Below are 22,468 nucleotides of genomic sequence, written 5' to 3'. Positions count from 1 at the left end.
TTATGCCTTTGTTATCGATACAACAATTACAGAAATCATTTGCACAAAGTCATATTTTACAGGGCATTGATCTGGATGTAGAACAAGGAGAAGTGGTTGTTATTTTAGGTCCATCGGGCTGTGGGAAAAGTACCTTATTGCGCTGTATTAACGGCTTAGAACCGATTCAGGGTGGTGAAATTCGTTTAACTGGCTCAGGTGTACTCGGTAAAGATGTGGACTGGACTAACGCTCGTCAAAAAATTGGCATGGTTTTTCAGAACTATGAGCTATTTGGGCACATGAATGTCATTGACAACATCTTGCTCGGACCACTCAAAGTACAAAAACGTCACCGTGATGAAGCTGAACAAGTAGCAGATGAATTGCTAAAGCGAGTCGGGCTATATGAGCGAAAGCTCGATTATCCACGCCAACTTTCAGGTGGACAAAAACAACGTATCGCTATTGTTCGTTCACTGGTCATGCAACCTAAAGTCATCTTGCTTGATGAAATCACTGCTGCGCTTGACCCAGAAATGGTTAGAGAAGTGCTTGATGTAGTACTCAAATTGGCGAATGAAGGAATGACCATGTTGATTGTGACACATGAGATGTCCTTTGCCCGTAAGGTTGCTGACCGCATCATTTTTATGGATAAGGGCAAGATTATTGAACAGGCTTCACCAGAAGAATTTTTTGAACAGCCAAAAACAGAACGAGCGAAAGCTTTCTTAAATATTTTGTCGTACTAAATTTTTATTATTTGAATCATGAGGAAGTGAATGTTTAAACGTAATTCAATAAAAATATTAAGCAGTCTTGCCGTTGCTGGGGTGTTGTTAACTGCATGTAGTAAAACGCCATCAACTGAACAGGCAAGTAATGCTCAAGCAGACCATTCTTTAGAACAAGTCAAAAAAAATGGAGTTCTAAGAGTTGCCGTTTTTGCCGATGATCCGCCGTTTGGTTTTGTAGATAGTGCGGGTAATAATCAGGGCTTTGATGTGGCTTTAGCAAAACGAGTGACTAAAGATTTGCTTGGTGATGAAAAGAAAGTTGAGTTTATTGTGACTGAAGCTTCAAATCGGGTGGAGTTTTTAAAATCAAATCGTGCCGATGTGGTGTTCGCGACATTTACAGTAACCCCTGAACGAAAAGAGGTTGTCGATTTTGCCGAGCCTTATTTAAAAGGGGCTTTTGGGATTGTCTCGCCTAAAGCCAAGCCGATTACGGACATTGCCCAATTAGAAGGTAAAACCTTAATCGTAAATAAAGGCACAAGTTCGGATACTTACTTTACCAAGCATTATCCGAAAGTGAATTTACTCAAGTTTGAAAGAAACTCGGATGCCTTCAAAGCTTTAACCGACGGTCGTGGTGACGCAATTTCACAAGATAGTACGTATGCTTTGGCATGGGCCGCGAAGAACCCAAGTTATGTTGCGGGTATTCAGTCTATTGGTGATCAAGAGTTTATTGCACCGGCAGTTAAAAAGGGCAATACCCAACTATTGAATTGGCTCAATACTGAAATCAAGCAGCTCAGAACAAGCGGTGAAATTAAGAAAATTTATGATGAAACCTTGAAACCAATTTACGGTGACTCGGTTAATCCGAATGTGTTTTTAGACGTAGGCCAATAATTTTCGATATCGCTAGAGCAGTGCCTAAAAGTAGGCGCTGTGATTCTAAATAAGACTTTTACAAGAACGATAGGGTGAAATAATGACAACATTAACATTTCAAAACGTGAAGCATATTTTGGCTGCATCTTTACTGAGTTTGGGTTTGGTTGCATGTGATAAAGGAACTCAGTCTACTGAAAAATCGGCCGATACCACACAAACTACGTCAAGTATTGAACAGATCAAAAAGAATGGTGTGGTACGAATTGGCGTATTTAGTGATAAACCGCCGTTTGGATATTTAGATGCTCAAGGTAAAAACCAAGGCTTTGATGTAGAGATTGCCAAGCATGTCGCTAAAGATCTACTCGGTGATGAAAACAAAGTTGAGTTCGTTTTAACTGAAGCAGCTAACCGTGTCGAATATTTAAAAGCCAATAAAGTAGATATTATTTTTGCAAACTTTACTGTTACCCCAGAACGTAAAGAGGTGGTCGATTTTGCTAAGCCTTACCTAAAAGTGGCGCTCGGTGTGGTTTCTCCTAAAAGTCATCCAATTACCGATGTGGCTCAACTTAAAGATAAAACCTTGCTGGTAAACAAAGGTACAACGGCTGATTCATTCTTCACCAAGACTCATCCTGAGATTAAACTACAAAAGTATGAGCAAAACACTGAAACTTTTGATGCTTTAAAAGATGGTCGTGGTGCTGCGCTTGCACATGATAACTTGCTGGTTTTAGCTTGGGCCAAAGAAAATCCAAATTACACTGTTGGCATTACTAATTTAGGTGAGCAGGACTTAATTGCACCAGCAGTGAAAAAAGGCGATAAAGAGTTACTGGACTGGTTGAACCAAGACTTAGAGAAACTGGCAAAAGAAGGTGTGATTCATCAGGCTTATGAAAAAACGTTAAAACCAGTCTATGGCGATACGATTAATCCAAAAGATTTATTGGTTGAATAGTTGTACTCATAGCCTCTAATGATCAGGACTCTAGATAGTATTTACTCGAGCTAAGATTCATCTACAGCCTGCCCATAATTTATAAAGATAATGTTTTTGCAATATTTTTTATATATGTAAACAGTGGTCAGGTTCTGTAGATGAGAAAGTTTTTTGGTTACTTTTTTCAAAAAAAGTAACAGAATTAGCTGATTGCTTTAGAGATTCAAAGATAGCATTCCATCGTGTTAATTCCTTGAATTTATATTAATTTAACTTAAACAAAGTCGGCTCTGCTGCTAATTTATCTGCCAAATATTGAATCAACACACTCAATTTAGGCGGGACATGCCGTGTCGGTGGGTAAAGTAACCACAGCCCACCACTATAATATGTCTTAAAATACCAATCTGGTAAAACCTGAACTAAGGTACCTTGTTGTAGAGCATGGCGTGCAACGAAGTAAGGTAAGCTCGCAATACCTAAATGCTGTAATGCCGCACTCAAACGCACACCTGTATGGTTTGCTGCATAACGCCCACGCACAGCCACACTGATCGATTTGTTTCCTTGCTGAAATTTCCATTTTGAGTCACTGGCTTGTTCACCTAAGTAAATACATTCATGCTGCTTTAAATCATGAGGGTGGCTCGGTATGCCATGCTTGGCCAAATACTCAGGCGTAGCGCAAACCAAGTGATCAATATCAATGAGTTTTCGACCCATAAGGCCGCCCGGTGGTTGCTCTGTAATTCGAAGTGCTAAATCGACTCCATCATCAATGAGATCTACATAGCGATCTTCTAAAAGCATTTGAATATCAATTTTCGGGTAGCGTTCTAAAAATTCGGGTAAATGCGGATGAATCATAAAATGTCCCACCGCTTTCGGAACACTCATACGAATAATACCTTCTGGCTCAACATGAAATTGACCCGAACTTTCCATGACTGCTTGTGCCGCATTCACCATATCTAAACAGCGTTGATAGACCTGTTGTCCACTTTCACTTAAACGAAGTTTCCGTGTGGTCCGATAGAGTAAGCGGGTGCCTAAAGCACGCTCTAAACGAGCAATCGCACGACTAACAGCAGAAGGTGTTGTACCAAGCTGGCGGGCAGTTTCAGAAAAACTTTCCGACTCGACAACCTTAACGAAAGTCGCCATTTCATTTAATAGAACCAGACTTTGATTTGTGCTCATGAGACAAAAGTTATTTGGATTTTGATTGGATTATCGCGTTTAAAAAATCGCAATACAATCTTTTAGGTGATTTTCAGGAAACTAAATTATTATGTGGCAGTTGTATGGACATGAGTTTTTAACGCTAGCTCTTATTCACTTTATGGCGGTGATTTTACCGGGACCAGATTTTGTGATTACGGTAAGACAAAGTGTACGTTATGGCTACTTAATTGGATGTCTAACCGCAATTGGTATTGGTGTAGGGATTTCAGTGCATGTGTTTTATACACTTGTTGGTATTGGCTTTTTGATTCAGCAAAGTGAATGGCTCATGTCACTGATCAGAACAGCAGGGGCAGCTTATTTGATTTATTTAGGATGGCAGTGTTTACGTAGCCAGCCGAATACTAATATTGAAATTAATGGCCAAGCAAACGGTGATACGCCAAGTTTATTTAAAGCTTTTACTATGGGTTTTCTTACCAATGCATTAAACCCAAAAGCCACTATCTTTTTTCTGGCAATTTTTACAACGATTGTAAGTACAACCACACCAATGAAAGTTCAGGTTTTTTATGGTGTGTGGATGTGTATGGTTAATGCCATTTGGTTTATGGTGGTGAGTGTACTGTTTGCACAGCCTATTGTACGTAAACGGTTTTTAGAATTTGGAGTTTATTTTGAGCGGGTGATGGGAGTGTTATTGATTGGAATTGCATTGAGATTGATTTGGGGATTGTTTGTTTAATTGCCGTGAGTATTTAATGGGGGTACAGAAGTACGATTTTAGATTGCTTATAGTGTTCAAGGCGTTCATACCTATATTCACTCGTGCTAAATTTCATCCACAGCCTGCCCATAATTTATAAAGATAATGTATTTGCAATATTTTTTGAAAAATGAAAACAGAGAACAGGTTCTGTGGATGAGAAAGTTTTTGGTTACTTTTAAAAAAAAGTAACAGAATTAGCTACTTTCTTTGGAGGCAAAACGGTAAGACTTCGCCGTGATAACCACTAATAATTTTTAGCTCAACCTAAAGTCATCTGCGAACTATTGCATAGCACGACAGAGTATTATCGCTTAAAGTTTTAATTTCTTCAGTCGCCTTCGGCTGGACTTACTTTGGTTTCGCTCTGAGAAGCGTCTAAAGCTTCGTAAGAGCAAAAGCATTGTCATCTGCAAAACCTGTCGACTTATTTCATTTAACTAGTGTTTCACAGAAAAAGAATCTTTTTGATGCTACGCAGGTTGCAGACGACTTTTGCTCGAGTAAATGTGGTGCTAGGACTATTTGAGTTTTAATAGTTTCCTCATTGAAAAATTGAATTTTAATGATGGCAAATTAATTATAAAAAAAGACCGCTCGAAAGCAGTCTTTTTTAATAAATTTAACTCGTACGTCGATTACGCGTGAGTTGATGTAACACCGAAACCAATAAATCAATTTCTTCCGTCGTATTATAAAAAGCCAAAGACGGACGCACGGTCTGTTCTACACCAAAACGACGTAAAATTGGTTGTGCACAATGGTGCCCAGAACGTACGGCAATACCATGTTGATTTAAAGCTTTACCGACTTGTTCAGTTGAATAACCTTGTAAGGTAAAGGACATCACACTGGCTTTGTGATGTGCGGTTCCGATCAGGCGTAAACCTGACACACTACTCAGCGCATTTTGACCATATTCGAGTAGATCATGTTCATAGCGAGCAATGTTATGAATACCTAGACTTTCTACATATTCAAGTGCAGCACCTAAGCCAACAGCATCGGCAATATTTCCAGTTCCAGCTTCAAACTTGTTGGGTGCAGGTTGGTAAACTACTTGTTCGAAGGTCACATCTTGAATCATGTTACCGCCGCCTTCCCAAACAGGCATGCTTTCTAGCAACTCTGGTTTTGCATAGACCACACCAATACCCGTTGGCCCAAACACTTTATGTCCAGAAAATACAAAAAAGTCTGCATCAAGAGCTTGTACATTAGTAGGGATGTGCGAAACAGATTGCGCGCCATCAACTAAAACACGTACACCTTTGGCATGCGCAATTTTAATGACTTCAGCAACAGGTGTGACTGTTCCTAAAGCATTCGAAACTTGAGTAATCGACAGCAGTTTAGTGCGTTCATTAATCAGTTTTGGCAACTCTTCTAAAATAATCTGGCCTGTGTCATCCACAGGAATGACTCTTAATTTTGCTCCAGTTTTTTTAGTGAGTTGATACCAAGGCACAATATTGGCATGGTGTTCTAAGTGAGAAACGATAATTTCATCACCTTCACCAATATTTTGCTCACCCCATGTTTTTGCAATCAGGTTAATGCCTTCGGTTGTTCCTCGAACAAAGATAATTTCTTTAGAAGAGGGTGCACCAATGAATCGGGCAACTACATTTCTTGCATGCTCATAGGCATCGGTTGCACGAGCCGCTAACTCATGGGCAGCACGGTGAATATTTGAGTTTTCATGCTGATAAAAATAAGCAATCCGGTCAATCACACGCTGCGGTTTTTGTGTGGTCGCAGCATTATCCAACCAAACTAGAGGGCGACCATTGACGCGTTCCTGTAAAACTGGGAAATCGCGACGTATGGCATGTACATCGAGTGGTTGAGCACTGCTTGCTACAAAAGTGGGTTGCGATGGTTGATAGTGACTATAACTTTGTCCAGTTTGAGGCAAGTCTAAAAAATAAAATGCAGAGCTTGCCGAACTTTGGGGAGGCGTGTTCGTTGCAAAACGATCTTCTGTCAGCAATGATTTCAGCTGATCACCATGTGGTAACTGAAAAGATTGTGCAACCGAATAATTATCTTCAACACCTTTAACAGACGGTTCTGCTGTATTGGGAGCAGAAAAATCATTTAAAAAATAATAAGGTGATTCACCTGCACCAGTGGGTAAGTTTGGTTCAATGCGTGGCACATTGGGTTCACTATGAGCAGCTTGTGGCAAATATGGTTCAAATGGTGGGCGTGGCAAATTAGCTCCACCAACCACAGGCGCAGACGCTACAATTCGGCGTTCAGGGTAGTCTGGCAAATTTGGAATATGCTCAGGATATTCCGGATTGAGACTTTTCTGAAAGGCGATATTGGGCGCACGACCACTGAGTGCAGAAAATGGTTCACCCGGTTGTGGTGGATGCGGTGGCGCTCCGACTGGTAAGTCCAAGTTAAGGCCCGATGGAGAAGCTGAACTGCTTGAGCTTGGCACTGCTGAAAAAAACTCATTAGCAAGTCGAGCAATGGTGGACTCATCAGGGAAGTTGGCTGGTGGGTTAACACCAGTCACTTTAGGCCCCGTTGAACTACCTTGCAGATTACTTGTAGTTAACTGGGTAGTCATGATATTTGTCCACCTCCACATCATCTAACACTGCTAAAGCATCGTCTGTTAATACTGCAAGTGAGCAATATAACGAGATTAGATATGACGCAATTGCGTTACGGTTAATGCCCATAAAACGTACTGAAAGCCCTGGTGACTGTTCACCAGCAAGACCCGGTTGGAACAAACCAACAATTCCTTGACGCTTTTCACCAACACGAAGCAGCAAGATTTTAGTTTTGCCATCTTCTACAGGAATTTTATTTGATGGAATAAGTGGAATTCCGCGCCATGTAATGAACTGCGAACCGAACAGACTAACCGTTGGAGGCGGTACACCACGGCGTGTACATTCACGTCCAAATGCTGCAATCGCATCAGGGTGTGCTAGGAAAAATCCCGGTTCTTTCCAGACTTTACGTAGCAAATCATCAAGATCATCTGGCGTCGGTGGGCCATTTAAAGTCGAAATACGTTGGTCATCTGTCACACTTGCCAGTAAACCATATTCAGGGTTATTGATAAGCTCACTTTCTTGACGTTCTTTAATGGTTTCAATCGTTAAACGGAGCTGTTCTTTAATTTGGTCGTGTGGGCTGCTGTAAAGGTCAGCAACACGTGTATGTACATCTAAAACAGTAGATACACCGTTTAAAAAGTATTCACGTGGCTCTGGATCATAATCGACAAAAGTTTGTGGCAAAGTTGCTTCATCACGTTGTGTGCAAGCCACTTGAATATCATCGGTATTATTGACACGGTTTAGGCGATAGATACCTGCTTCAACAGGAATCCATTGCAGTAAATGAGTCAGCCATCGGGGAGTAATTGTAGAAAGTTGGGGAGCTGTTTTTGTTGCATTGGCCAGTTGACGGGCTGCGTGGTCCCCCAGCGCAAGTTGGGCTTTGTCAGTATTTTTCGCCATGAATCATTTTTCCTTATTACATTGGCTTTTTGAAAATAAAAATTCTAGGATGCATATAAACTAGAATTAGTTCTGGTTTTAAAATTAAAATAGCGTTATAAATTTTTTAAATAGAGAGCTTATTAATGAGTTATCTATTTTCTAAATAAAAATATATTTAAACTAGAAATAAGCATTTTATTAATCTGCACGTTCTTTGTTTATTTATCTCCTTATCTATTTATTTCACATCTATAGTTTTTAACCGGCTATATGATTTTTTTGATAAGACTCATTAGGAGACTGTAAAATCTGACTACCTGCAGCAACACTATGTGTAAGCCAGACATTCCCCCCAATAATTGACCCTCGGCCAATGGTAATACGGCCTAAAATAGTGGCGCCTGCATAAATCACGACATCATCTTCAACAATTGGATGGCGTGTATAGTCTTTTTTCAAAGCACCATCATCATTGGTTTCAAAGCGTTTTGCTCCAAGAGTCACTGCTTGATAAATACGAACACGTTCCCCAATGACACTAGTTTCACCAATCACTACACCCGTACCATGATCGATGAAGAATCCTTTGCCAATTTGCGCACCCGGATGAATATCAATACCCGTTGCAGAGTGAGCCAACTCGGAAATAATGCGAGACAATAAAGGCACTTGGGCATAGAGTTGATGCGCAATTCGGTGATAAATGATCGCAAATATGCCCGGATAGCAGAGTAATACTTCATCTACACTATGTGCTGCTGGATCACCTTCATAAGCAGCACGCACATCGCCGTCTAAAAGACGTCGTATAGAGGGCAAGGTGTTGGCAAAATCCTGCACAATTGTTTGAGCAAATTCTTGTGGGTGCTGCACTGGGCTTGAATGACCTAAATGACGTTTTGCTTCATAATTCAAAGCCAGTTGCACTTGAGCATGTAAGGCTGTCAGCACCCGATTTAAAGTATAGGCAATATAAGAATCTTCAGTTTCTTGACGTAAGTCAGCAGGGCCTAAACGCATTGGAAATAAAATTCCACACAAGTCATCTAAAATGACTTTTAAAGCTTCTTTAGATGGAAGTTCGCGGCCCCCAAATTCTTTTGTTCTGTGCTGTTGCTGACGCCAGTCATGCCTTGCTTGTTGTAAACCTTGTACAACCGCATTAATGTTCCATTGAGTCACAAGCTTTCCTTGATTCACTGAAAATTGATTGAAGTATTAGTCTTGTTGCCAAGGAAGTTGGTGGATGCGCCAGCCATTTTTCTGATTACGCTGTTGCTGATCATTTAGGTCGCCTTCGAAGCCTTCAAGAACGTTATAAATGTGCTCAAAACCTGCATTAAATGCGGCTTCTGCTGCCTGTGCTGAACGGTTGCCACTACGACATAACAAAAGAATGGTTTTGTCTTTGCCAACTTTTGATTCAAGTTCTTTTAAAAAGCGTGGATTACGGTTAAACGATGTGCCTGTTGCCCAAGCGACATGAACACTTTCAGGGACATAACCCACAAATTTACGTTCTTCATTGGTACGTACATCAACTAAAACAGCTTCGCCTTGTTGTACGAGCTGCCATGCATCAACAGGTGATAAACTGCCACTAAAATTTAATTCGTGTTCTTGTGCATATTGCTGTGCTTTAGCAAGGATATCTTCGGCTGAAAAGGACGTATTTGAACCATTTGAGATAAAACTTTGCGGAGTTTCAGTATTTAATTTAGCGTTCATTGAATATATCCTTATCTTTGATTCAGATTGTTAAGGTTCAATTTACGCGTTTTTAAATATAAGCAAAAATAAGGAATATCTATTTATATATATTATTTTGATAAATAAGAGCGGTGAATATTTTATATAAAATAGTATTAGTTAATCTTATAAAGTTATTAAAATAAAATAGATTTAAGAAATTTTATTATTTAGTAAAAACCGTGCAGATTAAAATAACCTACACGGTTTTAAATATTAAGCAAACCCACCATTTACCCGAATGACTTGAGAGTTTACCCAGCCCCCATCTGGACCAGCCAGCATGGCCACTACGCCAGCAATTTCTTCAGGTGTTCCGATTCGTTCCAATGGAGCAAGTTTTGCAATAGCTGCCACTTGCTCTTCAGTTTTTCCATTGTAAAAAAGGTCAGTGCCTGTCGGGCCGGGTGCAACTGCATTTACAGTGATATTTCGTCCACGTAACTCATTTGCTAACACATGTACCAAACCTTCGACACCTGCTTTTGAAGCAATATAAGGACCATATGCCGGAAAAGATTTGGCAATTACACTGGTTGAAAGCGCAATAATCCGACCACCATCTGGCACTGTTTCGGCCGCATGCGCCAATATTAAAAACGAGCCACGTAAATTGGTATGAATCACTTTATCGAAATCTGGCAGGCTTTCAGGTGTAATTTTTGCCATAGGCATAATACCGGCACTATGAACTACCACATATACTTGACCATTAATGGCCTTTGCCTCTTGAAATAAACGGCTCACCTCATGTTCATTTGCAATGTCCGCTTGAATAGCTAAGGCTTGACCACCTTGCTCAATAATGTGTTCTACAGTGGCTTGGGCATGCGCTTTATTGCCAGCATAATTAATAATTACATAAAACCCATCTTGAGCTAAGCGTTCTGCAATAGCACGGCCAATACCACGTGATGCGCCAGTAACCAGAGCTGTTTTTCTTGAAATATTCATTTTTAGATTGCCTGTTTGAGTAAGTATGGCTTATTTTAATAATATAGAAATATGGGATAAATCATCAAAATTAGATAAGATAATTCCATATAAATTAATAATAGGTAGAGTTAAAAGCGAGCACCATGGATAAATTTGATACCTTGCAACTTTTTACCCGCATCGTAGAGCTGGGTAGTTTTAGTCAGGCAGCCGATCAGCTAAATATCCCACGTGCTACAGCAAGTAATGCCATTAAAGAGTTAGAGAGTAATTTACAGTGCCGTTTACTAGAGCGGACGACTCGGCATGTAAGGCCATCACTAGATGGACAGGCATTTTATGAACGCTGCACACAAATATTATCGGAACTCGATGATGCCGAATCATCTTTACGCAATGTAATTGCTCAGCCCCGTGGTTTATTACGTGTCGATTTATCAGGCGCTCATGCGACTAAAATTGTTTTACCCAATATCGATCAATTTCACGAGTTATACCCCGACATTGAACTGGTAATCAGTACAGGTGATCGCTTGGTTGATCTGATTAGGGAAGGGATAGACTGTGTGGTGAGAGCGGGCCGTTTAGATGATTCCACTTTAATTGCTAGACATTTGGTCGATATGCCACAAGTCATTTGTGCAAGTCCTGACTATTTAAATAAACATGGAACGCCACAGCAACCAGAAGATTTATTATCACATTATTGTGTCAATTTCTTTTCAACATCAGGCGGGCGAAATTACCCATTTGAATTGATGGTGAATAGCAAAAAGCAAGATTATTTTTTGAAAAGCTGGATCGCGGTAAATGACGCTGAAAACTATGTATTATCTGCCTTACAAGGGGCTGGCTTAATTCAGGTCCCACGCTATCATGTGGCAAATGAGTTAAAAGACGGGCAACTAGTTGAGGTCTTATCGGAGTGGGAAATCCCGAAGATGTCAGTTTCTGCTTTATATCCGCAGCATCGGCAGCTCTCGCCACGCGTACGCGTTTTTGTCGCTTGGCTGAGTGAGTTATATACAGGCTATTTTTCAAAATAACGATAGCATAAACGTATAGGTAGAATGCTCTCTAGCACATATAAAATTTTGGTGAATATGTGATTGAATTACCCAATGCAAATGATTGGATCGTCAGAAATTCTGACCCTAATAGTCTCGAACGAATCGAAGCCTTTTTTACCGATCATGCTTATGAGTCGCATCGCCACGATACTTTTGCCATTGGTCGAACATTAACAGGTGTTCAAAGCTTTCATTATCGTGGAGAGATGAAACATAGCTTGCCGGGTATGACGATGGTTTTGCATCCTGATGAAAAACATGATGGCGAGTCAGGTAGTCGAGACGGTTTTAGATATCGGATGGTGTACGTAGAACCTGCAACACTACAGGAAATTATGAAGGGTAAACCTTTACCATTTTTTGAAAATGGCTTGAGTCAGGATCCTCGATTATTTAAAGCAACTGATGTTCTATTACAAGGGATGGATCACCATATTGATCCATTAGAAAAACAAGATGCTTTATATGATCTTGCAACCACACTTTACGAAATTTCTGGTAATCATCAGCGAACCTCACATTCTTATGACTATATTGCAGCGGAGCGTGCTAGAGAATTTATACATGCCTCTTTATATGAAAATATCTCTTTAGATGATATTGAAAAAAATGTGGGACGAGACCGTTGGAGCCTTTCACGGGACTTCCGATTGCTATTTGGTACAAGTCCACATCGATATATGACTATGCGCAGACTGGAAGTTGTGAAGTCCTGTTTGATGTATGGAGAGTCCTTAACTCAAGCTTCATTGATTGCAGGATTTTTTGATCAAAGCCACATGACACGTCATTTTTTAAAAGCATTTGGATTGACTCCAGCCAGATGGCGGATGATCAATAAACTCTCTTCATAAACAAAAGCCAGCCTGTTTAGGCTGACATAGACTTTATCTTAAATTAGCTGCATACCTTTCAAAAAATCATAAAGCATAAATATGCCGGAAATGATTAGCATCAATCCCATGGCTCGGTTTATACGATTAAACCAGATTTTATTTTTAATTTTTTTACCTAACACAGCACCTGCCCAAGAGTAAAGGCAGGGCGCGCCAGTTGCACCCAGTGAAATGAGCAATGATACGAAGAAGATTTGTACACCAATGATATGTGCAGTAGGGTACATAATGGTTGTAACAGGCAAAATGACTAAAATCCCTTTGGGGTTTAAAGCTTGTATCCAAAAACCATTCCAGAACGAAAGCACCTGAACTTCAGTGGTCTCATTACTCAGATCGATATCTGACTTTAACATTTGGTATGAAAGATAAAACGTATAAAGTGCACCAAACAACGCAATATAGTGCAAGGCATTTTGTGGAATGATTGCAGCCCCAAGATATCCAAAAATCATGAATAACATCAGCATTGCACAACCAACGCCTATAAAAAAATAAATCGTTTTTTTGAATTGTCCGGTAAGCCCAGCATTTAGCCCCATAAAATTTACTGGACCGGGGCTATACATCACACTCAAGGTATAAAAAAAGATTTCCATAACGTATCTACTGAAACAAAAACAACCCAGCATAGTGACTCGTAAATTTAGGGTCTTGTACGTTTGTAATGGCTCTTGCACAAACGTACAAGACGAGAAAAATCCGAATGAGTCATGATGAGCGACCTAAAATAAATGATTCAGGAAAGAGATTTATGTTTGACACAAAAATTGCGCTGATTGTCCGTAATGATCTTGCGACGTGGCAGAGATTAAATGTGGTGGCTTTTTTGGCAACGGGGATTGCCTCTGCTGTACCTGAAATGTTGGGGAAACCTTATATCGATGCAAATGGCTATGAGTATGGCAACATGCTAGGGCAACCGATGTTGGTATTTGAGGGGGATTTATCTGGTCTACAAAAAGCACATCGCAAAGTAATAGAGCAAGATTTAACGATAATTCCCTATGTACATGCCATGTTTTCTACAGGCAATGATGAGGATAATCGAGCTGTATTTTTGGCCGAAGATGCGAATCAATTAAATTTGGTTGGGCTAGCATTAAGAGGACCTAAAAAAGCAGTTGATAAGGCAATTAAAGGACTTTCTTTGCATCAATAAGATTTTTATTGGAAGAATGATAAAACCCACTTTTTGAGCAAAAGTGGGTTTTATTTAAAAATAATAATTAAACTTTATCTTGAGTATTGGTCTCAAAATCACTCGCATCATGGCGTTCATGCAACTGCGTAGTTAAATCACCAAAAGTACGATTGACCATACGGCCACGTTGTACCGCAGGGCGCTCTAAAATCGCATCTGCCCAACGTTGAACATTTTTATATTGATCGACACCTAAAAACTCCGCGCCGTTATATACCCAGTTTTTAACAAGACCGCCATACCAAGGGAACGCTGCAATATCAGCGATGCTATATTCAGAACCAGCCAAATATTCGTTTTTTGCCAGATGCTGATCTAATACATCAAGTAAGCGTTTTGTTTCCATTGCAAAGCGGTTAATCGCATATTCAATTTTAACAGGGGCATAAGCATAAAAATGTCCAAAACCACCACCTAAGTAAGGTGCACTGCCCATTTGCCAGAATAACCAATTGAGGCATTCAGTACGTGCAGCAATATCAGTCGGAATAAACGCTTTAAACTTTTCAGCCAAGTAAAGCAAAATTGAGCCAGATTCAAATACTCTTAATGGCGGGTTTTGGCTATGGTCAACCAATGCTGGAATTTTAGAGTTGGGATTAATTTCTACAAAGCCACTGCCAAATTGCTGTCCTTCTCCGATTTTAATCAGCCAAGCATCATATTCAGCATCTTTATGTCCTAACGCTAAAAGCTCTTCAAGCAAAATAGTAACTTTTTGACCATTAGGCGTTGCTAAAGAGTAGAGTTGGAGCGGATGTTTTCCTACTGGAAGTGTATGCTCGTAACGCGCACCTGAGCTAGGTTGGTTTAAATCGGTTTTTTCTCCAGTCCATTGCCAAACTTGTGGAGGAATATAGTTTGAATCACTCATTTTTTATCTCATGTTTGGTGTAAATAAAAGGCTTAGTTATTTCGCAAGGCAAGCCATTTTTGTACGCTCGGACGTTGCCATTGCTGTAATGCATAGGTTTTTAAACGCTGTGGTACAGCATCACCATTTTGAATAAGGCGTTGCAACATCAGGGCAAGTTCAGCATCCACAATACTCCATGAACCAAAAAGAAATTCAGCATCAGACGCAAGAAGTTTTTCTGCAACAAAGAAAAGTTTCTCGGCTGCATTTTTGCCTTCTTCTGAAAGTGGAGTGAAGGTGGGCTGAATAAAAATAACATCGGTTGGACGCTCAGTTCTTAATGCAACTAAGTCCGATCTGAGCCATGCCTGAATTTGTCTTGCTCTTGCGCGTGCTTGAATATCTTTTGGATAAATAGATGTGTTTGGATAAAGTTCTTCAAGATATTCCAAAATGGCAGAAGATTCTGATAAGGCAAAATCGTTATGTTCGAGTACAGGCACTTTGGCAGTTAATGACTTTTCTACATAAGATTTTTCAAACTGGCCTTGCTGGCCTAAGTTGATGGTCGCTATTTCAAATGGAATTTGTTTTTCATGTAGCCCTACAAAAACTGTAAATGCATAGGGACTTAGAAATTGTGAATCTGTATACAGCTTAAAATGCTCGTTATTCATTGTTATTGTCCATGTCATAAAACAATCGGATCTAGTCTAAGTGAGCTGATCCAAGATTGGGTAGCTTTTTTGTGGAAAAGCTTTATCGGTTTTTGAATTAAGCTATTTCAACGTTAGGGCTTAATGTGCTGAAAATGTTGACGGACAATGCTAAGCCAAGCTTGTACTGCTGGTGAAACAGGAAGATTTTTTTTCCAAGCCATGACTAAGTGCCATTGAATATTTGGTTTTTCGAGTGGCACTGCTGCAAATAAAGTCGGGTCAAGCATGTCGGTATAATATTGAGGAAGAAGCGCGATCCCCATACGTTGTAACACCATGTCTGCTAAGAGGTGCCATTGGCTGGTCCGGCACGCAATGGTTGGGTAGAAACCATGCTGCTTACATGCATTGAGAATAATACTGTTTAAAGAAAAATTCTCTGGAAACATTAAAAATGATTGGTGTTGTAGCTCTTCTAGATTTATTTTTTTGCGGGTTGCCCAAGTCGCATCACGACGTAAAAGTACCATTAAAGGGTAGTTACATAACTCGATGCTATTAAAAGTTTGCTCATCAAAAGGCTGCAATAAAACGCCAACGTCTACCTCATTATTGAGTAAAGCCTGTTCAATACCGCGTGAACCAACCTCCATAAAAGCCAATTCAATATCTGGCAATTGCTGATGATAATCAAACAGGGCAGTCGTCAGAAGCTGCGAACCTAAAGGTGGAACACCAAGTTTTAAAGTCCCAGTTTTTAATTGTTGGTAGTTTTCAATTTCAAGAAAAATGTTCTGTTCTGCCTGAAGAAGCTCGACCGCATGTTGATATATGCGCTCTCCAATTTCGGTTAATTCAATTTGTCTTTTTCGTCCATGATCGGGTTTAACCAAAAGCTGTACCTGAAGTTGCTCTTCAAGCTGCTGTAATATTTTACTAATAGTGGGTTGAGTCAGATACAACTCTTCAGCAGTACGGGTAAAACTTTTAGTTTTAACCAGAGTAACAAAGCACTGTAATGATTTTAGAGAAAGCATAATAAAGAATAGATTATTCCATTTTAGAATAATATTAACATGAATAATTCATATTTAGCAGCTTTAACCAAGATAGCATAATGGTGTAGTTAACCATCTAATTTCGCAAAATGAGTACTGAATCTGCTTCTGGAACACCCACACAACCTTCACTTTTAGTTTTAGTTAAACAAATTTTGATTTTGGCTGGATTTTGGTGGGTCGGATATCTATTACATCAAAAACTTGGTGTACCTGTCTCGGCAGGCATTTTAGGTATGTTTTTATTGCTTTTATGCCTGTTCTTTAAAATTATCAAAATGGATCAGGTGGCAATGGGAGCAACTGTGGTTTTAGGTGAGCTATTACTGTTTTTTGTGCCTGTAGTCGTTGCCGTAGTTCAGTATAAAACCTTGTTTATGACCGAAGGGTGGCAAATTGTCTTGAGCATTGCGGTTGGGACCATTTCGGTCATGCTCAGTACGTGCCTGACGATTCACTATTACAATCGTTTGAAAGCTTATTTACAGGCTCGAAAACGTCTTCAACATAAGCATATCTAAAGAGCAAACGACATGAATATCTGGTCAATTCTTTGTCTGATCTGGACTTTGGCAGCCTATATTGTGGCAAAGCGGATCTATCAGAAAAATCCAAAACTTTGGTTGTCACCCGCCATTAGTGTGCCTGTACTCACCATCATTTTGATGACGATTTTTGGAATTTCATACCAAACTTATTCAGAAGATACGCAGTGGATTGTTAATTTATTAGGGCCTGCAACGGTTGCGTTTGCTGTACCGATTTATCGTTATCGGGAAACGATTCGTAAAAACCTTGGAGTCCTTTCAATTGCGATTATTGTGGGGATGAGTGTAGGTGTGATGTCAGCCTATGAGATGGCTCAGTGGTTCCACTTTAGCCCAGAAGTGACCAACAGTTTAATGGCACGTTCTATTTCAACACCTTTTGCCATGATTTTAGCCGAAGATATTCATGGTTCGGCAGCATTGGTTTCACTATTTACCGTTATTACTGGTTTGGTCGGTATGATTTGTGGTGACGCAATTTTAGCGATTACTAAAATTCGTTCAAATGTGGCCAATGGGGCAGCCTTTGGTAATGCAGCCCATGGATTTGGTACAGTCAGAGCACAGCAGCGCAATAGTGAAGAAGGGGTGATTGCCAGTTTAACCATGGTCATTGCAGGTATTTTAATGGTACTGATTGGGCCATTTGCGATTCATCTATGGCTGTTATTGTAGGCTATATCTAAGTCGGCTTGTCATGTTGTTGAATAATCTTTGATAGTTTTTTGATGGCTTGTCTCATCAGTTCGGGTTCAAAATCGCCTAAGCCAACAATTAAACCCGAACGTTGCCGCTCTTTTGAAAATGTCGGTGAAATTGCTTTAATCGCAATGCCTGCATCGACTGCCGAACTTGCAACGTCAATATCATTAATATGGTGAGCAAGCCATAACACCATATGCATACCTTGATCGCCCGGTTGTAACCAAGCCAGTTCTTGAGGTATATATTTTTCAATCAAGCCAATAATGTATTCTCGAACTTCTGCATAGACATTTCGAGTACGTCGAATATGTCGTTCCAAATAACCCTCTTGAATAAAAGCAGCCAAAACGTGCTGGTCAGCTGCAGGTGGATGTCGATCAATTAAGACTCTAAGCCCACAAAAAGGTGCCACTAATTCTTTAGGTAACACAGCATAGCCAAGTCTAAGAGACGGAAATAGGACCTTACTGAAAGTGCCAAGATAAATGACTTGGTCGGGTGCCATACCTTGTAAAGAAGGGAAAGGCTGCCCGTTATAACGAAGTTCACTGTCGTAGTCATCTTCAATGATCCATGCATTTTGTTGTTTTGCCCAAGTTAATAAAGCTGTACGTCTTGCTAGACTCATTGGCATACCAAGTGGATATTGGTGAGACGGTGTCACAAAAGCAGCACGAGCATGTTTAGAAAGCTTAATCCCAGTTTCAACCTGAATGCCTTCTTCATCAACAGGAACACGTACCATTTGAATGTTTTGCACAGTATGCTCAAAAATGGCTGTTGTACCCCGATAAGCTGGATCTTCAACCCAAACTTCATCTTTTGCTGCAAATAAAATCTGGCTGCAAATATAAAGTGACTGTTGAATACCAGGTGTAATCACAATTTGGTCAGGTTCGCAGTGGACAGAACGTGACCGTCGTACATAGTCTGCTATAGCAACTCTCAGCGATAATACACCTTGCGGTTCGCCATAACCCGAAGGGGCACCAGCACCTCGTGATCTATATTTATTACCAAACTTACGCCAGATGTCGCTCGGTTGAGTACGACCGACGGGGACAGATACCGCAAAAGGAACATGAGAAAGTGGCTTAAATTCATCAAGCACTTTGGCATAAGAACGTGCCGATTTGGTCAAAGATATCGAGTTAGGTTTATTTTCTTTTGATGAATGTTGTATTACAGATGTTTTAACCAAAGCATGAGACACATAGGTGCCCGTTCGTGCTTGAGAGTCAAAAACACCTTCAGCTAAAAGCTGATCGTAAGCTTCAATAATGGTTCCGCGAGCGACACCTAGGGTTAAAGCCAATTCGCGTGAAGAAGGCAACGGATCGCCAGGCTGTAAATCACCACTTTGTACAGCTTCGCGTAAAGCTTGGGTCAGTTGAGCACTTATCTTTCCTTGGCTTTTATCAATCTTTGTAATAGATGGAAGTTCAACAACTTTTGCCATTCTTGCCATAATTCTGGTCTACTTAAAAAAATACAAAGTGGTTCTTTTTAATAAACCACAGAAACCAGAAAATTTACAACACAAAATATAAATAACCCTGATATTTACAGTGAGGTTTTAGCCATGTATATCCCCGATGATTATGCAGAAAACCGTTTGGATGTATTGCATTCTCTTATTACCAAATATCCATTTGGTGTGCTTTTTACTCATGGAAGTAGTGGCTTAGATGCAAACCATCTTCCATTTGAATTACAGGCAGGTGAAGGGGAATTGGGTGTACTACGTGCGCATGTGTCTAGAGTTAATCCAGTCTGGCAGGATATTAAAAATGGAGATGAGGTGTTGGTCGTGTTTCAAGCAGGCGATGCTTATATTTCACCAAACTGGTACCCATCCAAACATGAACAGCACAGACAAGTGCCGACGTGGAACTATAGGGTTGTGCATGCTCATGGCAAAGTAACAGTTCACGATGATGAATGTTACGTTCGCAGTGTCGTGGCTCGTTTAACCCGCACCCATGAAGCATCTCAACCTGAACCATGGAAAATGTCCGATGCGCTAAAGGACTATCTTGAACCGATGTTAAAAGCCATTGTAGGTATTGAGATTGAAATTACCAAGTTACGAGGCAAATCAAAACTTGGGCAAAACAAAGAACGTCGAGACATTTTGGGCGCGGCAGATGGCCTATCGAAAGCTGGTCATCAAATCATAGCCGATGCCATGTACAGTGTGGCTGAGTTAAATAAATAATTTCGAAAATATACAACTTTAATATCAATTGAGGAGGCAAAGATGTCTTTTACTACACCTGTTGAATTAGTTGGTGAGCACGTTATTTTAAAGCCCTTAGACTTAACTCAAGCTGAATCACTGGCGGAGGCTGTTTGCGATGGGGAACTCTATAATCTTTGGTATACCCGTGTGCCAAGACCTGAACAAATGGCTGCTGAAATTGAAAGACGTCTCGGTTTACAAAGTTCTGGTTCTATGTTGCCATTTTATATTGAAGACCGAAAAACAGGGCGAGCGCTTGGCATGACGACGCTAATGCATATTGAAGAAGCACATCGCCGTGTAGAAATTGGTTCGACGTGGTACAGAAAATCTGCACAGCGTTCACCTGTAAATACTGAGTGTAAAAAGCTATTGCTGGCCCACGCATTTGAGACTTTAAACTGTATTGCGGTTGAGTTACGTACATCTTCTTTAAATGTTCAAAGTCAAACTGCAATTGTACGTTTAGGTGCAAAGCTTGATGGTGTGCTGAGAAGTCATCAAATTGTGAAAGATGATATTTTACGGGACACTCACGTTTACAGCATTTTAAAACATGAGTGGCCTGCGGTTCACCAAAACTTGGAATGGATGTTGAACAAGCCGCGTTAGGAATTAATGCATAAGTCTATATTCTTGCGGAGTATTACCCGTCCAGTTTTTAAATGCTCTGCTAAAAGAATTGTGCTCTTGAAAGCCCAATAGAAATGAAATTTCACCCGTGCTCATTGATGATTTTTCTAAATAATGTTGGGCAAGAGATTGACGTGTCGCATCCAAAAGCGTTTTAAAATTAGTTTGCTCTTCTAAAAGTAGCCGTTGTAGCGTACGTTTGCTCATCGCGAGTCGTTGAGCAACATCTTCTATCGTACACAGTCCAGCAGGTAGGTTTTCTAAAAGTATTGCTTTAACTTTTTCGCTAACTGTTGCATCTTCATCAAGCTGTATAAGACTACGTTGCAAATTTGGCTCGAAAAAAGACCACATGGTCGGGTTGGCTGTTAAAAAAGGACGTTCAGCATCTTGGTGTGAAAAGACAATCGAAATGTGTTCACTTTTTTGTGGAAGTACGCCAAAAAATGTTTTGTATTCTGCCAGATGATTAGGTAAATCGGGCAGAGTAACTTTCAAAGGTATAACCTGATGCCTTGTACATATTCTTGCTAATTGAGCAAAAAAGACCAGTTCTGACATAGCAAGGCTTTGCGGTGTTGGCGTAGATACATTATAAAATTTGAGCTCTAGCATTGTGGTGTCGTTATCAATGACTACTTGTAACTGCATTGGCCCAACCAGTCTTTTAAATTCAGATAGACGCTGTATGGCAATATTAAAGTTGGGACTACAAATACAAGCAAAAATCGCTGGGTCAAACAGTTCAACTGTAATCATTTGACCAATTTTTAAAGGTAAGTCATTTATTCCAGCAAGTTGTTCAATTGCGTGCCAAAAATTGAAATATTGAACGGGCGTAAGGCTTGCATCTTTACGGTTGAACAAATCAAGCGGTAGAGATGCCAAACGTAATGCATCTTCAACATTTATGCCTAGGTCATTCAGTAATAATTTCCAGTTGGTATTCAAGGCAAAATTTGAAGCATATTTCATTTGAGCATCTCAACATTAAACTTATATGGGTCACTTCATTTATTTAATAACTGACATCACCATACGATCAAACACACGGTCGCCAAACCATTTACGTACAAATATCATCAGTTTGGCATATTTTCCACCCACATAACGTGTTTTAGGTGAGGATGCATGGACGGCTTTCATGAGCATATCAACGACCACTTGCACATCTGAAAGAGCACCTTTTTCAACAGAGGTATGTGTTGCATTAGCAACTGCCGTCGCCATGTGGCTGTAGGCACTTTGCCCTGAACGTTCCAGCATAGGTTGGACCATTACATCTGCAAATTCAGTTGCGATAGCGCCGGGTTCAATGACAACAACATCAATGTTAAATGATTTTAACTCTAAACGTAGACAGTCAGACCAACCTTCAACTGCATGTTTACTCGCATGATACCAACTACCAAGTGGGGTATAAATTTTCCCACCCATTGATGAAATGTTGATAATACGCCCCTGCATTTTTTTACGCATACTAGGCAGAACCTTTTGGGTTAAATAGGCCATACCAAACAGATTCACTTCAAATTGATAGCGTGCATCGGCAAGGGAAGTATCTTCCATGGCGCCATACATGCCGAAGCCTGCGCAGTTAACTAAAATATCAACACCATGGGTTTCTTTTTCAATAGTTTTCACAACTTGGTCGATATCATCCTGATTGGTAATATCCATTTTTAATGTGTGAGCACCAAGTGTTTTTAGTTCTTGCATAGCATCAACGCGACGGGCAACGGCATAAACAGTTGCACCTTCTTTGAGTAATGCTTTGGTAAATGCTTTTCCCATACCAGATGATGCGCCTGTGATGAGAACGATTTTTTCTTTAACTGTGTTCATATTTTGTCTCTCAACTAAAGTTTTAAGGAACTTACTTTTCGATAGAGACATCATAGGAATTTGAACGATATTTATCCAAATCGAATG

At 40.1% G+C, this 22,468-nt stretch carries 25 protein-coding genes; 11 read left to right on the top strand and 14 right to left on the bottom strand.

The genetic code is table 11. The annotated features are described in order from the left end of the window. The first annotated feature begins 2 nt into the window (after positions 1–2). The 3 genes from H7R46_RS10535 (at position 3) to H7R46_RS10525 (ending at position 2,574) form a co-directional block, all read left to right on the top strand. Positions 3–734: an amino acid ABC transporter ATP-binding protein gene (locus H7R46_RS10535; protein ID WP_001130361.1), complete on the top strand. Its 732-nt coding sequence runs from the start codon at positions 3–5 to the stop codon at positions 732–734. 30 nt (positions 735–764) lie between these two features. After that, positions 765–1,625: a transporter substrate-binding domain-containing protein gene (locus tag H7R46_RS10530; RefSeq protein ID WP_000476783.1), complete on the top strand. Its 861-nt coding sequence runs from the start codon at positions 765–767 to the stop codon at positions 1,623–1,625. Between the two features lie 82 nt (positions 1,626–1,707). After that, complete coding sequence (locus tag H7R46_RS10525; RefSeq protein WP_000209980.1) at positions 1,708–2,574, top strand: cysteine ABC transporter substrate-binding protein; 867 nt, start codon at positions 1,708–1,710, stop codon at positions 2,572–2,574. 50 nt (positions 2,575–2,624) lie between these two features. Here H7R46_RS10525 and H7R46_RS10520 read toward each other — a convergent pair whose 3' ends face one another. Both H7R46_RS10520 and H7R46_RS10515 read right to left on the bottom strand, forming a co-directional pair. Further along, positions 2,625–2,744: a hypothetical protein gene (locus H7R46_RS10520; protein ID WP_002114211.1), complete on the bottom strand. Its 120-nt coding sequence runs from the start codon at positions 2,742–2,744 to the stop codon at positions 2,625–2,627. Positions 2,745–2,820: 76 nt separating this feature from the next. Continuing rightward, positions 2,821–3,756, bottom strand: a complete 936-nt coding sequence (locus H7R46_RS10515) for a LysR family transcriptional regulator (RefSeq protein WP_005069855.1) — start codon at positions 3,754–3,756, stop codon at positions 2,821–2,823. 91 nt (positions 3,757–3,847) lie between these two features. On the opposite strand from H7R46_RS10515, the gene H7R46_RS10510 reads away from it, so the two are divergent. Next, positions 3,848–4,486, top strand: a complete 639-nt coding sequence (locus tag H7R46_RS10510; protein WP_005069852.1) for a LysE family translocator — start codon at positions 3,848–3,850, stop codon at positions 4,484–4,486. A gap of 643 nt (positions 4,487–5,129) precedes the next feature. Here H7R46_RS10510 and H7R46_RS10505 read toward each other — a convergent pair. From H7R46_RS10505 to H7R46_RS10485, 5 genes are all read right to left on the bottom strand, one after another. Continuing rightward, a complete protein-coding gene (locus H7R46_RS10505; protein ID WP_005069850.1) occupies positions 5,130–7,091 on the bottom strand; it encodes a family 2A encapsulin nanocompartment cargo protein cysteine desulfurase in 1,962 nt (653 codons plus the stop codon). Beyond that, positions 7,066–7,998, bottom strand: coding sequence for a family 2A encapsulin nanocompartment shell protein (locus tag H7R46_RS10500; RefSeq protein ID WP_001107594.1), 933 nt, complete (start codon positions 7,996–7,998; stop codon positions 7,066–7,068). Before H7R46_RS10500 ends, H7R46_RS10505 begins: the two co-directional genes overlap by 26 nt. Before the next feature lie 240 nt (positions 7,999–8,238). Beyond that, positions 8,239–9,180, bottom strand: coding sequence for a serine O-acetyltransferase EpsC (gene epsC / locus H7R46_RS10495; RefSeq protein WP_080631121.1), 942 nt, complete (start codon positions 9,178–9,180; stop codon positions 8,239–8,241). A gap of 18 nt (positions 9,181–9,198) precedes the next feature. Further along, positions 9,199–9,708, bottom strand: a complete 510-nt coding sequence (locus H7R46_RS10490; RefSeq protein WP_000992245.1) for a rhodanese-like domain-containing protein — start codon at positions 9,706–9,708, stop codon at positions 9,199–9,201. Positions 9,709–9,945: 237 nt separating this feature from the next. Then, positions 9,946–10,683: an SDR family oxidoreductase gene (locus H7R46_RS10485; RefSeq protein ID WP_005069844.1), complete on the bottom strand. Its 738-nt coding sequence runs from the start codon at positions 10,681–10,683 to the stop codon at positions 9,946–9,948. A gap of 125 nt (positions 10,684–10,808) precedes the next feature. On the opposite strand from H7R46_RS10485, the gene H7R46_RS10480 reads away from it, so the two are divergent. After that, on the top strand, positions 10,809–11,711 hold the full coding sequence (locus H7R46_RS10480; protein WP_005069838.1) for a LysR family transcriptional regulator: 903 nt from the start codon (positions 10,809–10,811) through the stop codon (positions 11,709–11,711). A gap of 59 nt (positions 11,712–11,770) precedes the next feature. Next, positions 11,771–12,589, top strand: a complete 819-nt coding sequence (locus tag H7R46_RS10475; RefSeq protein ID WP_002114483.1) for an AraC family transcriptional regulator — start codon at positions 11,771–11,773, stop codon at positions 12,587–12,589. Positions 12,590–12,627: 38 nt separating this feature from the next. Here the strand turns inward: H7R46_RS10475 and H7R46_RS10470 are convergent, their stop codons facing one another. Continuing rightward, positions 12,628–13,230, bottom strand: coding sequence for a LysE family translocator (locus tag H7R46_RS10470; RefSeq protein ID WP_025469832.1), 603 nt, complete (start codon positions 13,228–13,230; stop codon positions 12,628–12,630). Positions 13,231–13,385: 155 nt separating this feature from the next. On the opposite strand from H7R46_RS10470, the gene H7R46_RS10465 reads away from it, so the two are divergent. Next, positions 13,386–13,793 (top strand): DUF2000 domain-containing protein, encoded by a 408-nt coding sequence (locus H7R46_RS10465; RefSeq protein WP_005069834.1) that lies wholly within the window; start codon positions 13,386–13,388, stop codon positions 13,791–13,793. Between the two features lie 67 nt (positions 13,794–13,860). Here the strand turns inward: H7R46_RS10465 and yghU are convergent, their stop codons facing one another. The 3 genes from yghU to H7R46_RS10450 form a co-directional block, all read right to left on the bottom strand. Further along, the gene (gene yghU / locus H7R46_RS10460; protein ID WP_005069831.1) at positions 13,861–14,709 is read right to left on the bottom strand and encodes a glutathione-dependent disulfide-bond oxidoreductase; all 849 of its coding nucleotides are present in this window, start codon (positions 14,707–14,709) and stop codon (positions 13,861–13,863) included. 32 nt (positions 14,710–14,741) lie between these two features. Beyond that, the gene (gene yfcF / locus H7R46_RS10455; protein WP_042783387.1) at positions 14,742–15,368 is read right to left on the bottom strand and encodes a glutathione transferase; all 627 of its coding nucleotides are present in this window, start codon (positions 15,366–15,368) and stop codon (positions 14,742–14,744) included. Between the two features lie 113 nt (positions 15,369–15,481). Beyond that, the gene (locus H7R46_RS10450) at positions 15,482–16,387 is read right to left on the bottom strand and encodes a LysR family transcriptional regulator (RefSeq protein WP_005069827.1); all 906 of its coding nucleotides are present in this window, start codon (positions 16,385–16,387) and stop codon (positions 15,482–15,484) included. 110 nt (positions 16,388–16,497) lie between these two features. Between H7R46_RS10450 and H7R46_RS10445 the strand changes: the two genes are divergently transcribed. Together H7R46_RS10445 and H7R46_RS10440 are read left to right on the top strand one after the other, a co-directional pair. Further along, positions 16,498–16,929: a CidA/LrgA family protein gene (locus tag H7R46_RS10445; protein WP_005069824.1), complete on the top strand. Its 432-nt coding sequence runs from the start codon at positions 16,498–16,500 to the stop codon at positions 16,927–16,929. Between the two features lie 12 nt (positions 16,930–16,941). Continuing rightward, the gene (locus H7R46_RS10440; protein ID WP_002114481.1) at positions 16,942–17,631 is read left to right on the top strand and encodes an LrgB family protein; all 690 of its coding nucleotides are present in this window, start codon (positions 16,942–16,944) and stop codon (positions 17,629–17,631) included. A 7-nt stretch (positions 17,632–17,638) separates the two neighbouring features. Here the strand turns inward: H7R46_RS10440 and H7R46_RS10435 are convergent, their stop codons facing one another. Beyond that, complete coding sequence (locus H7R46_RS10435; RefSeq protein ID WP_182924201.1) at positions 17,639–19,129, bottom strand: PLP-dependent aminotransferase family protein; 1,491 nt, start codon at positions 19,127–19,129, stop codon at positions 17,639–17,641. Between the two features lie 114 nt (positions 19,130–19,243). Between H7R46_RS10435 and H7R46_RS10430 the strand changes: the two genes are divergently transcribed. Continuing rightward, on the top strand, positions 19,244–19,879 hold the full coding sequence (locus H7R46_RS10430; RefSeq protein WP_086260816.1) for an FMN-binding negative transcriptional regulator: 636 nt from the start codon (positions 19,244–19,246) through the stop codon (positions 19,877–19,879). Positions 19,880–19,921: 42 nt separating this feature from the next. Then, the gene (locus tag H7R46_RS10425; protein ID WP_005069817.1) at positions 19,922–20,515 is read left to right on the top strand and encodes a GNAT family N-acetyltransferase; all 594 of its coding nucleotides are present in this window, start codon (positions 19,922–19,924) and stop codon (positions 20,513–20,515) included. A 3-nt stretch (positions 20,516–20,518) separates the two neighbouring features. On the opposite strand, the gene H7R46_RS10420 is transcribed toward H7R46_RS10425, so the two are convergent. Further along, positions 20,519–21,511 (bottom strand): AraC family transcriptional regulator, encoded by a 993-nt coding sequence (locus H7R46_RS10420; RefSeq protein ID WP_005069814.1) that lies wholly within the window; start codon positions 21,509–21,511, stop codon positions 20,519–20,521. Between the two features lie 39 nt (positions 21,512–21,550). Next, positions 21,551–22,381, bottom strand: a complete 831-nt coding sequence (locus tag H7R46_RS10415; protein ID WP_005069810.1) for an oxidoreductase — start codon at positions 22,379–22,381, stop codon at positions 21,551–21,553. Positions 22,382–22,468: the final 87 nt, after the last annotated feature.

The sequence above is a fragment of the Acinetobacter sp. BEC1-S18-ESBL-01 genome, from assembly GCF_014169935.1.
GTDB lineage: Bacteria > Pseudomonadota > Gammaproteobacteria > Pseudomonadales > Moraxellaceae > Acinetobacter > Acinetobacter pittii.
The sequence above is the reverse complement of the archived record's forward strand: the minus strand, read 5'-3'. Positions and strand labels throughout refer to the sequence as shown.

Bases quoted from the DNA above. Each gene is read 5' to 3' on its own strand.
- H7R46_RS10415 (WP_005069810.1), bottom strand. From the start codon at position 22,381: ATGAACACAGTTAAAGAAAAAATCGTTCTCATCACAGGCGCATCATCT.
- H7R46_RS10440 (WP_002114481.1), top strand. From the start codon at position 16,942: ATGAATATCTGGTCAATTCTTTGTCTGATCTGGACTTTGGCAGCCTAT.
- H7R46_RS10430 (WP_086260816.1), top strand. From the start codon at position 19,244: ATGTATATCCCCGATGATTATGCAGAAAACCGTTTGGATGTATTGCAT.
- H7R46_RS10480 (WP_005069838.1), top strand. From the start codon at position 10,809: ATGGATAAATTTGATACCTTGCAACTTTTTACCCGCATCGTAGAGCTG.
- H7R46_RS10525 (WP_000209980.1), top strand. From the start codon at position 1,708: ATGACAACATTAACATTTCAAAACGTGAAGCATATTTTGGCTGCATCT.
- H7R46_RS10500 (WP_001107594.1), bottom strand. From the start codon at position 7,998: ATGGCGAAAAATACTGACAAAGCCCAACTTGCGCTGGGGGACCACGCA.
- H7R46_RS10505 (WP_005069850.1), bottom strand. From the start codon at position 7,091: ATGACTACCCAGTTAACTACAAGTAATCTGCAAGGTAGTTCAACGGGG.
- H7R46_RS10420 (WP_005069814.1), bottom strand. From the start codon at position 21,511: ATGAAATATGCTTCAAATTTTGCCTTGAATACCAACTGGAAATTATTA.
- H7R46_RS10515 (WP_005069855.1), bottom strand. From the start codon at position 3,756: ATGAGCACAAATCAAAGTCTGGTTCTATTAAATGAAATGGCGACTTTC.
- H7R46_RS10470 (WP_025469832.1), bottom strand. From the start codon at position 13,230: ATGGAAATCTTTTTTTATACCTTGAGTGTGATGTATAGCCCCGGTCCA.
- H7R46_RS10435 (WP_182924201.1), bottom strand. From the start codon at position 19,129: ATGGCAAGAATGGCAAAAGTTGTTGAACTTCCATCTATTACAAAGATT.
- H7R46_RS10510 (WP_005069852.1), top strand. From the start codon at position 3,848: ATGTGGCAGTTGTATGGACATGAGTTTTTAACGCTAGCTCTTATTCAC.
- H7R46_RS10450 (WP_005069827.1), bottom strand. From the start codon at position 16,387: ATGCTTTCTCTAAAATCATTACAGTGCTTTGTTACTCTGGTTAAAACT.
- H7R46_RS10445 (WP_005069824.1), top strand. From the start codon at position 16,498: ATGAGTACTGAATCTGCTTCTGGAACACCCACACAACCTTCACTTTTA.
- H7R46_RS10530 (WP_000476783.1), top strand. From the start codon at position 765: ATGTTTAAACGTAATTCAATAAAAATATTAAGCAGTCTTGCCGTTGCT.
- H7R46_RS10425 (WP_005069817.1), top strand. From the start codon at position 19,922: ATGTCTTTTACTACACCTGTTGAATTAGTTGGTGAGCACGTTATTTTA.
- H7R46_RS10535 (WP_001130361.1), top strand. From the start codon at position 3: ATGCCTTTGTTATCGATACAACAATTACAGAAATCATTTGCACAAAGT.
- yfcF (WP_042783387.1), bottom strand. From the start codon at position 15,368: ATGAATAACGAGCATTTTAAGCTGTATACAGATTCACAATTTCTAAGT.
- H7R46_RS10490 (WP_000992245.1), bottom strand. From the start codon at position 9,708: ATGAACGCTAAATTAAATACTGAAACTCCGCAAAGTTTTATCTCAAAT.
- H7R46_RS10485 (WP_005069844.1), bottom strand. From the start codon at position 10,683: ATGAATATTTCAAGAAAAACAGCTCTGGTTACTGGCGCATCACGTGGT.
- yghU (WP_005069831.1), bottom strand. From the start codon at position 14,709: ATGAGTGATTCAAACTATATTCCTCCACAAGTTTGGCAATGGACTGGA.
- H7R46_RS10465 (WP_005069834.1), top strand. From the start codon at position 13,386: ATGTTTGACACAAAAATTGCGCTGATTGTCCGTAATGATCTTGCGACG.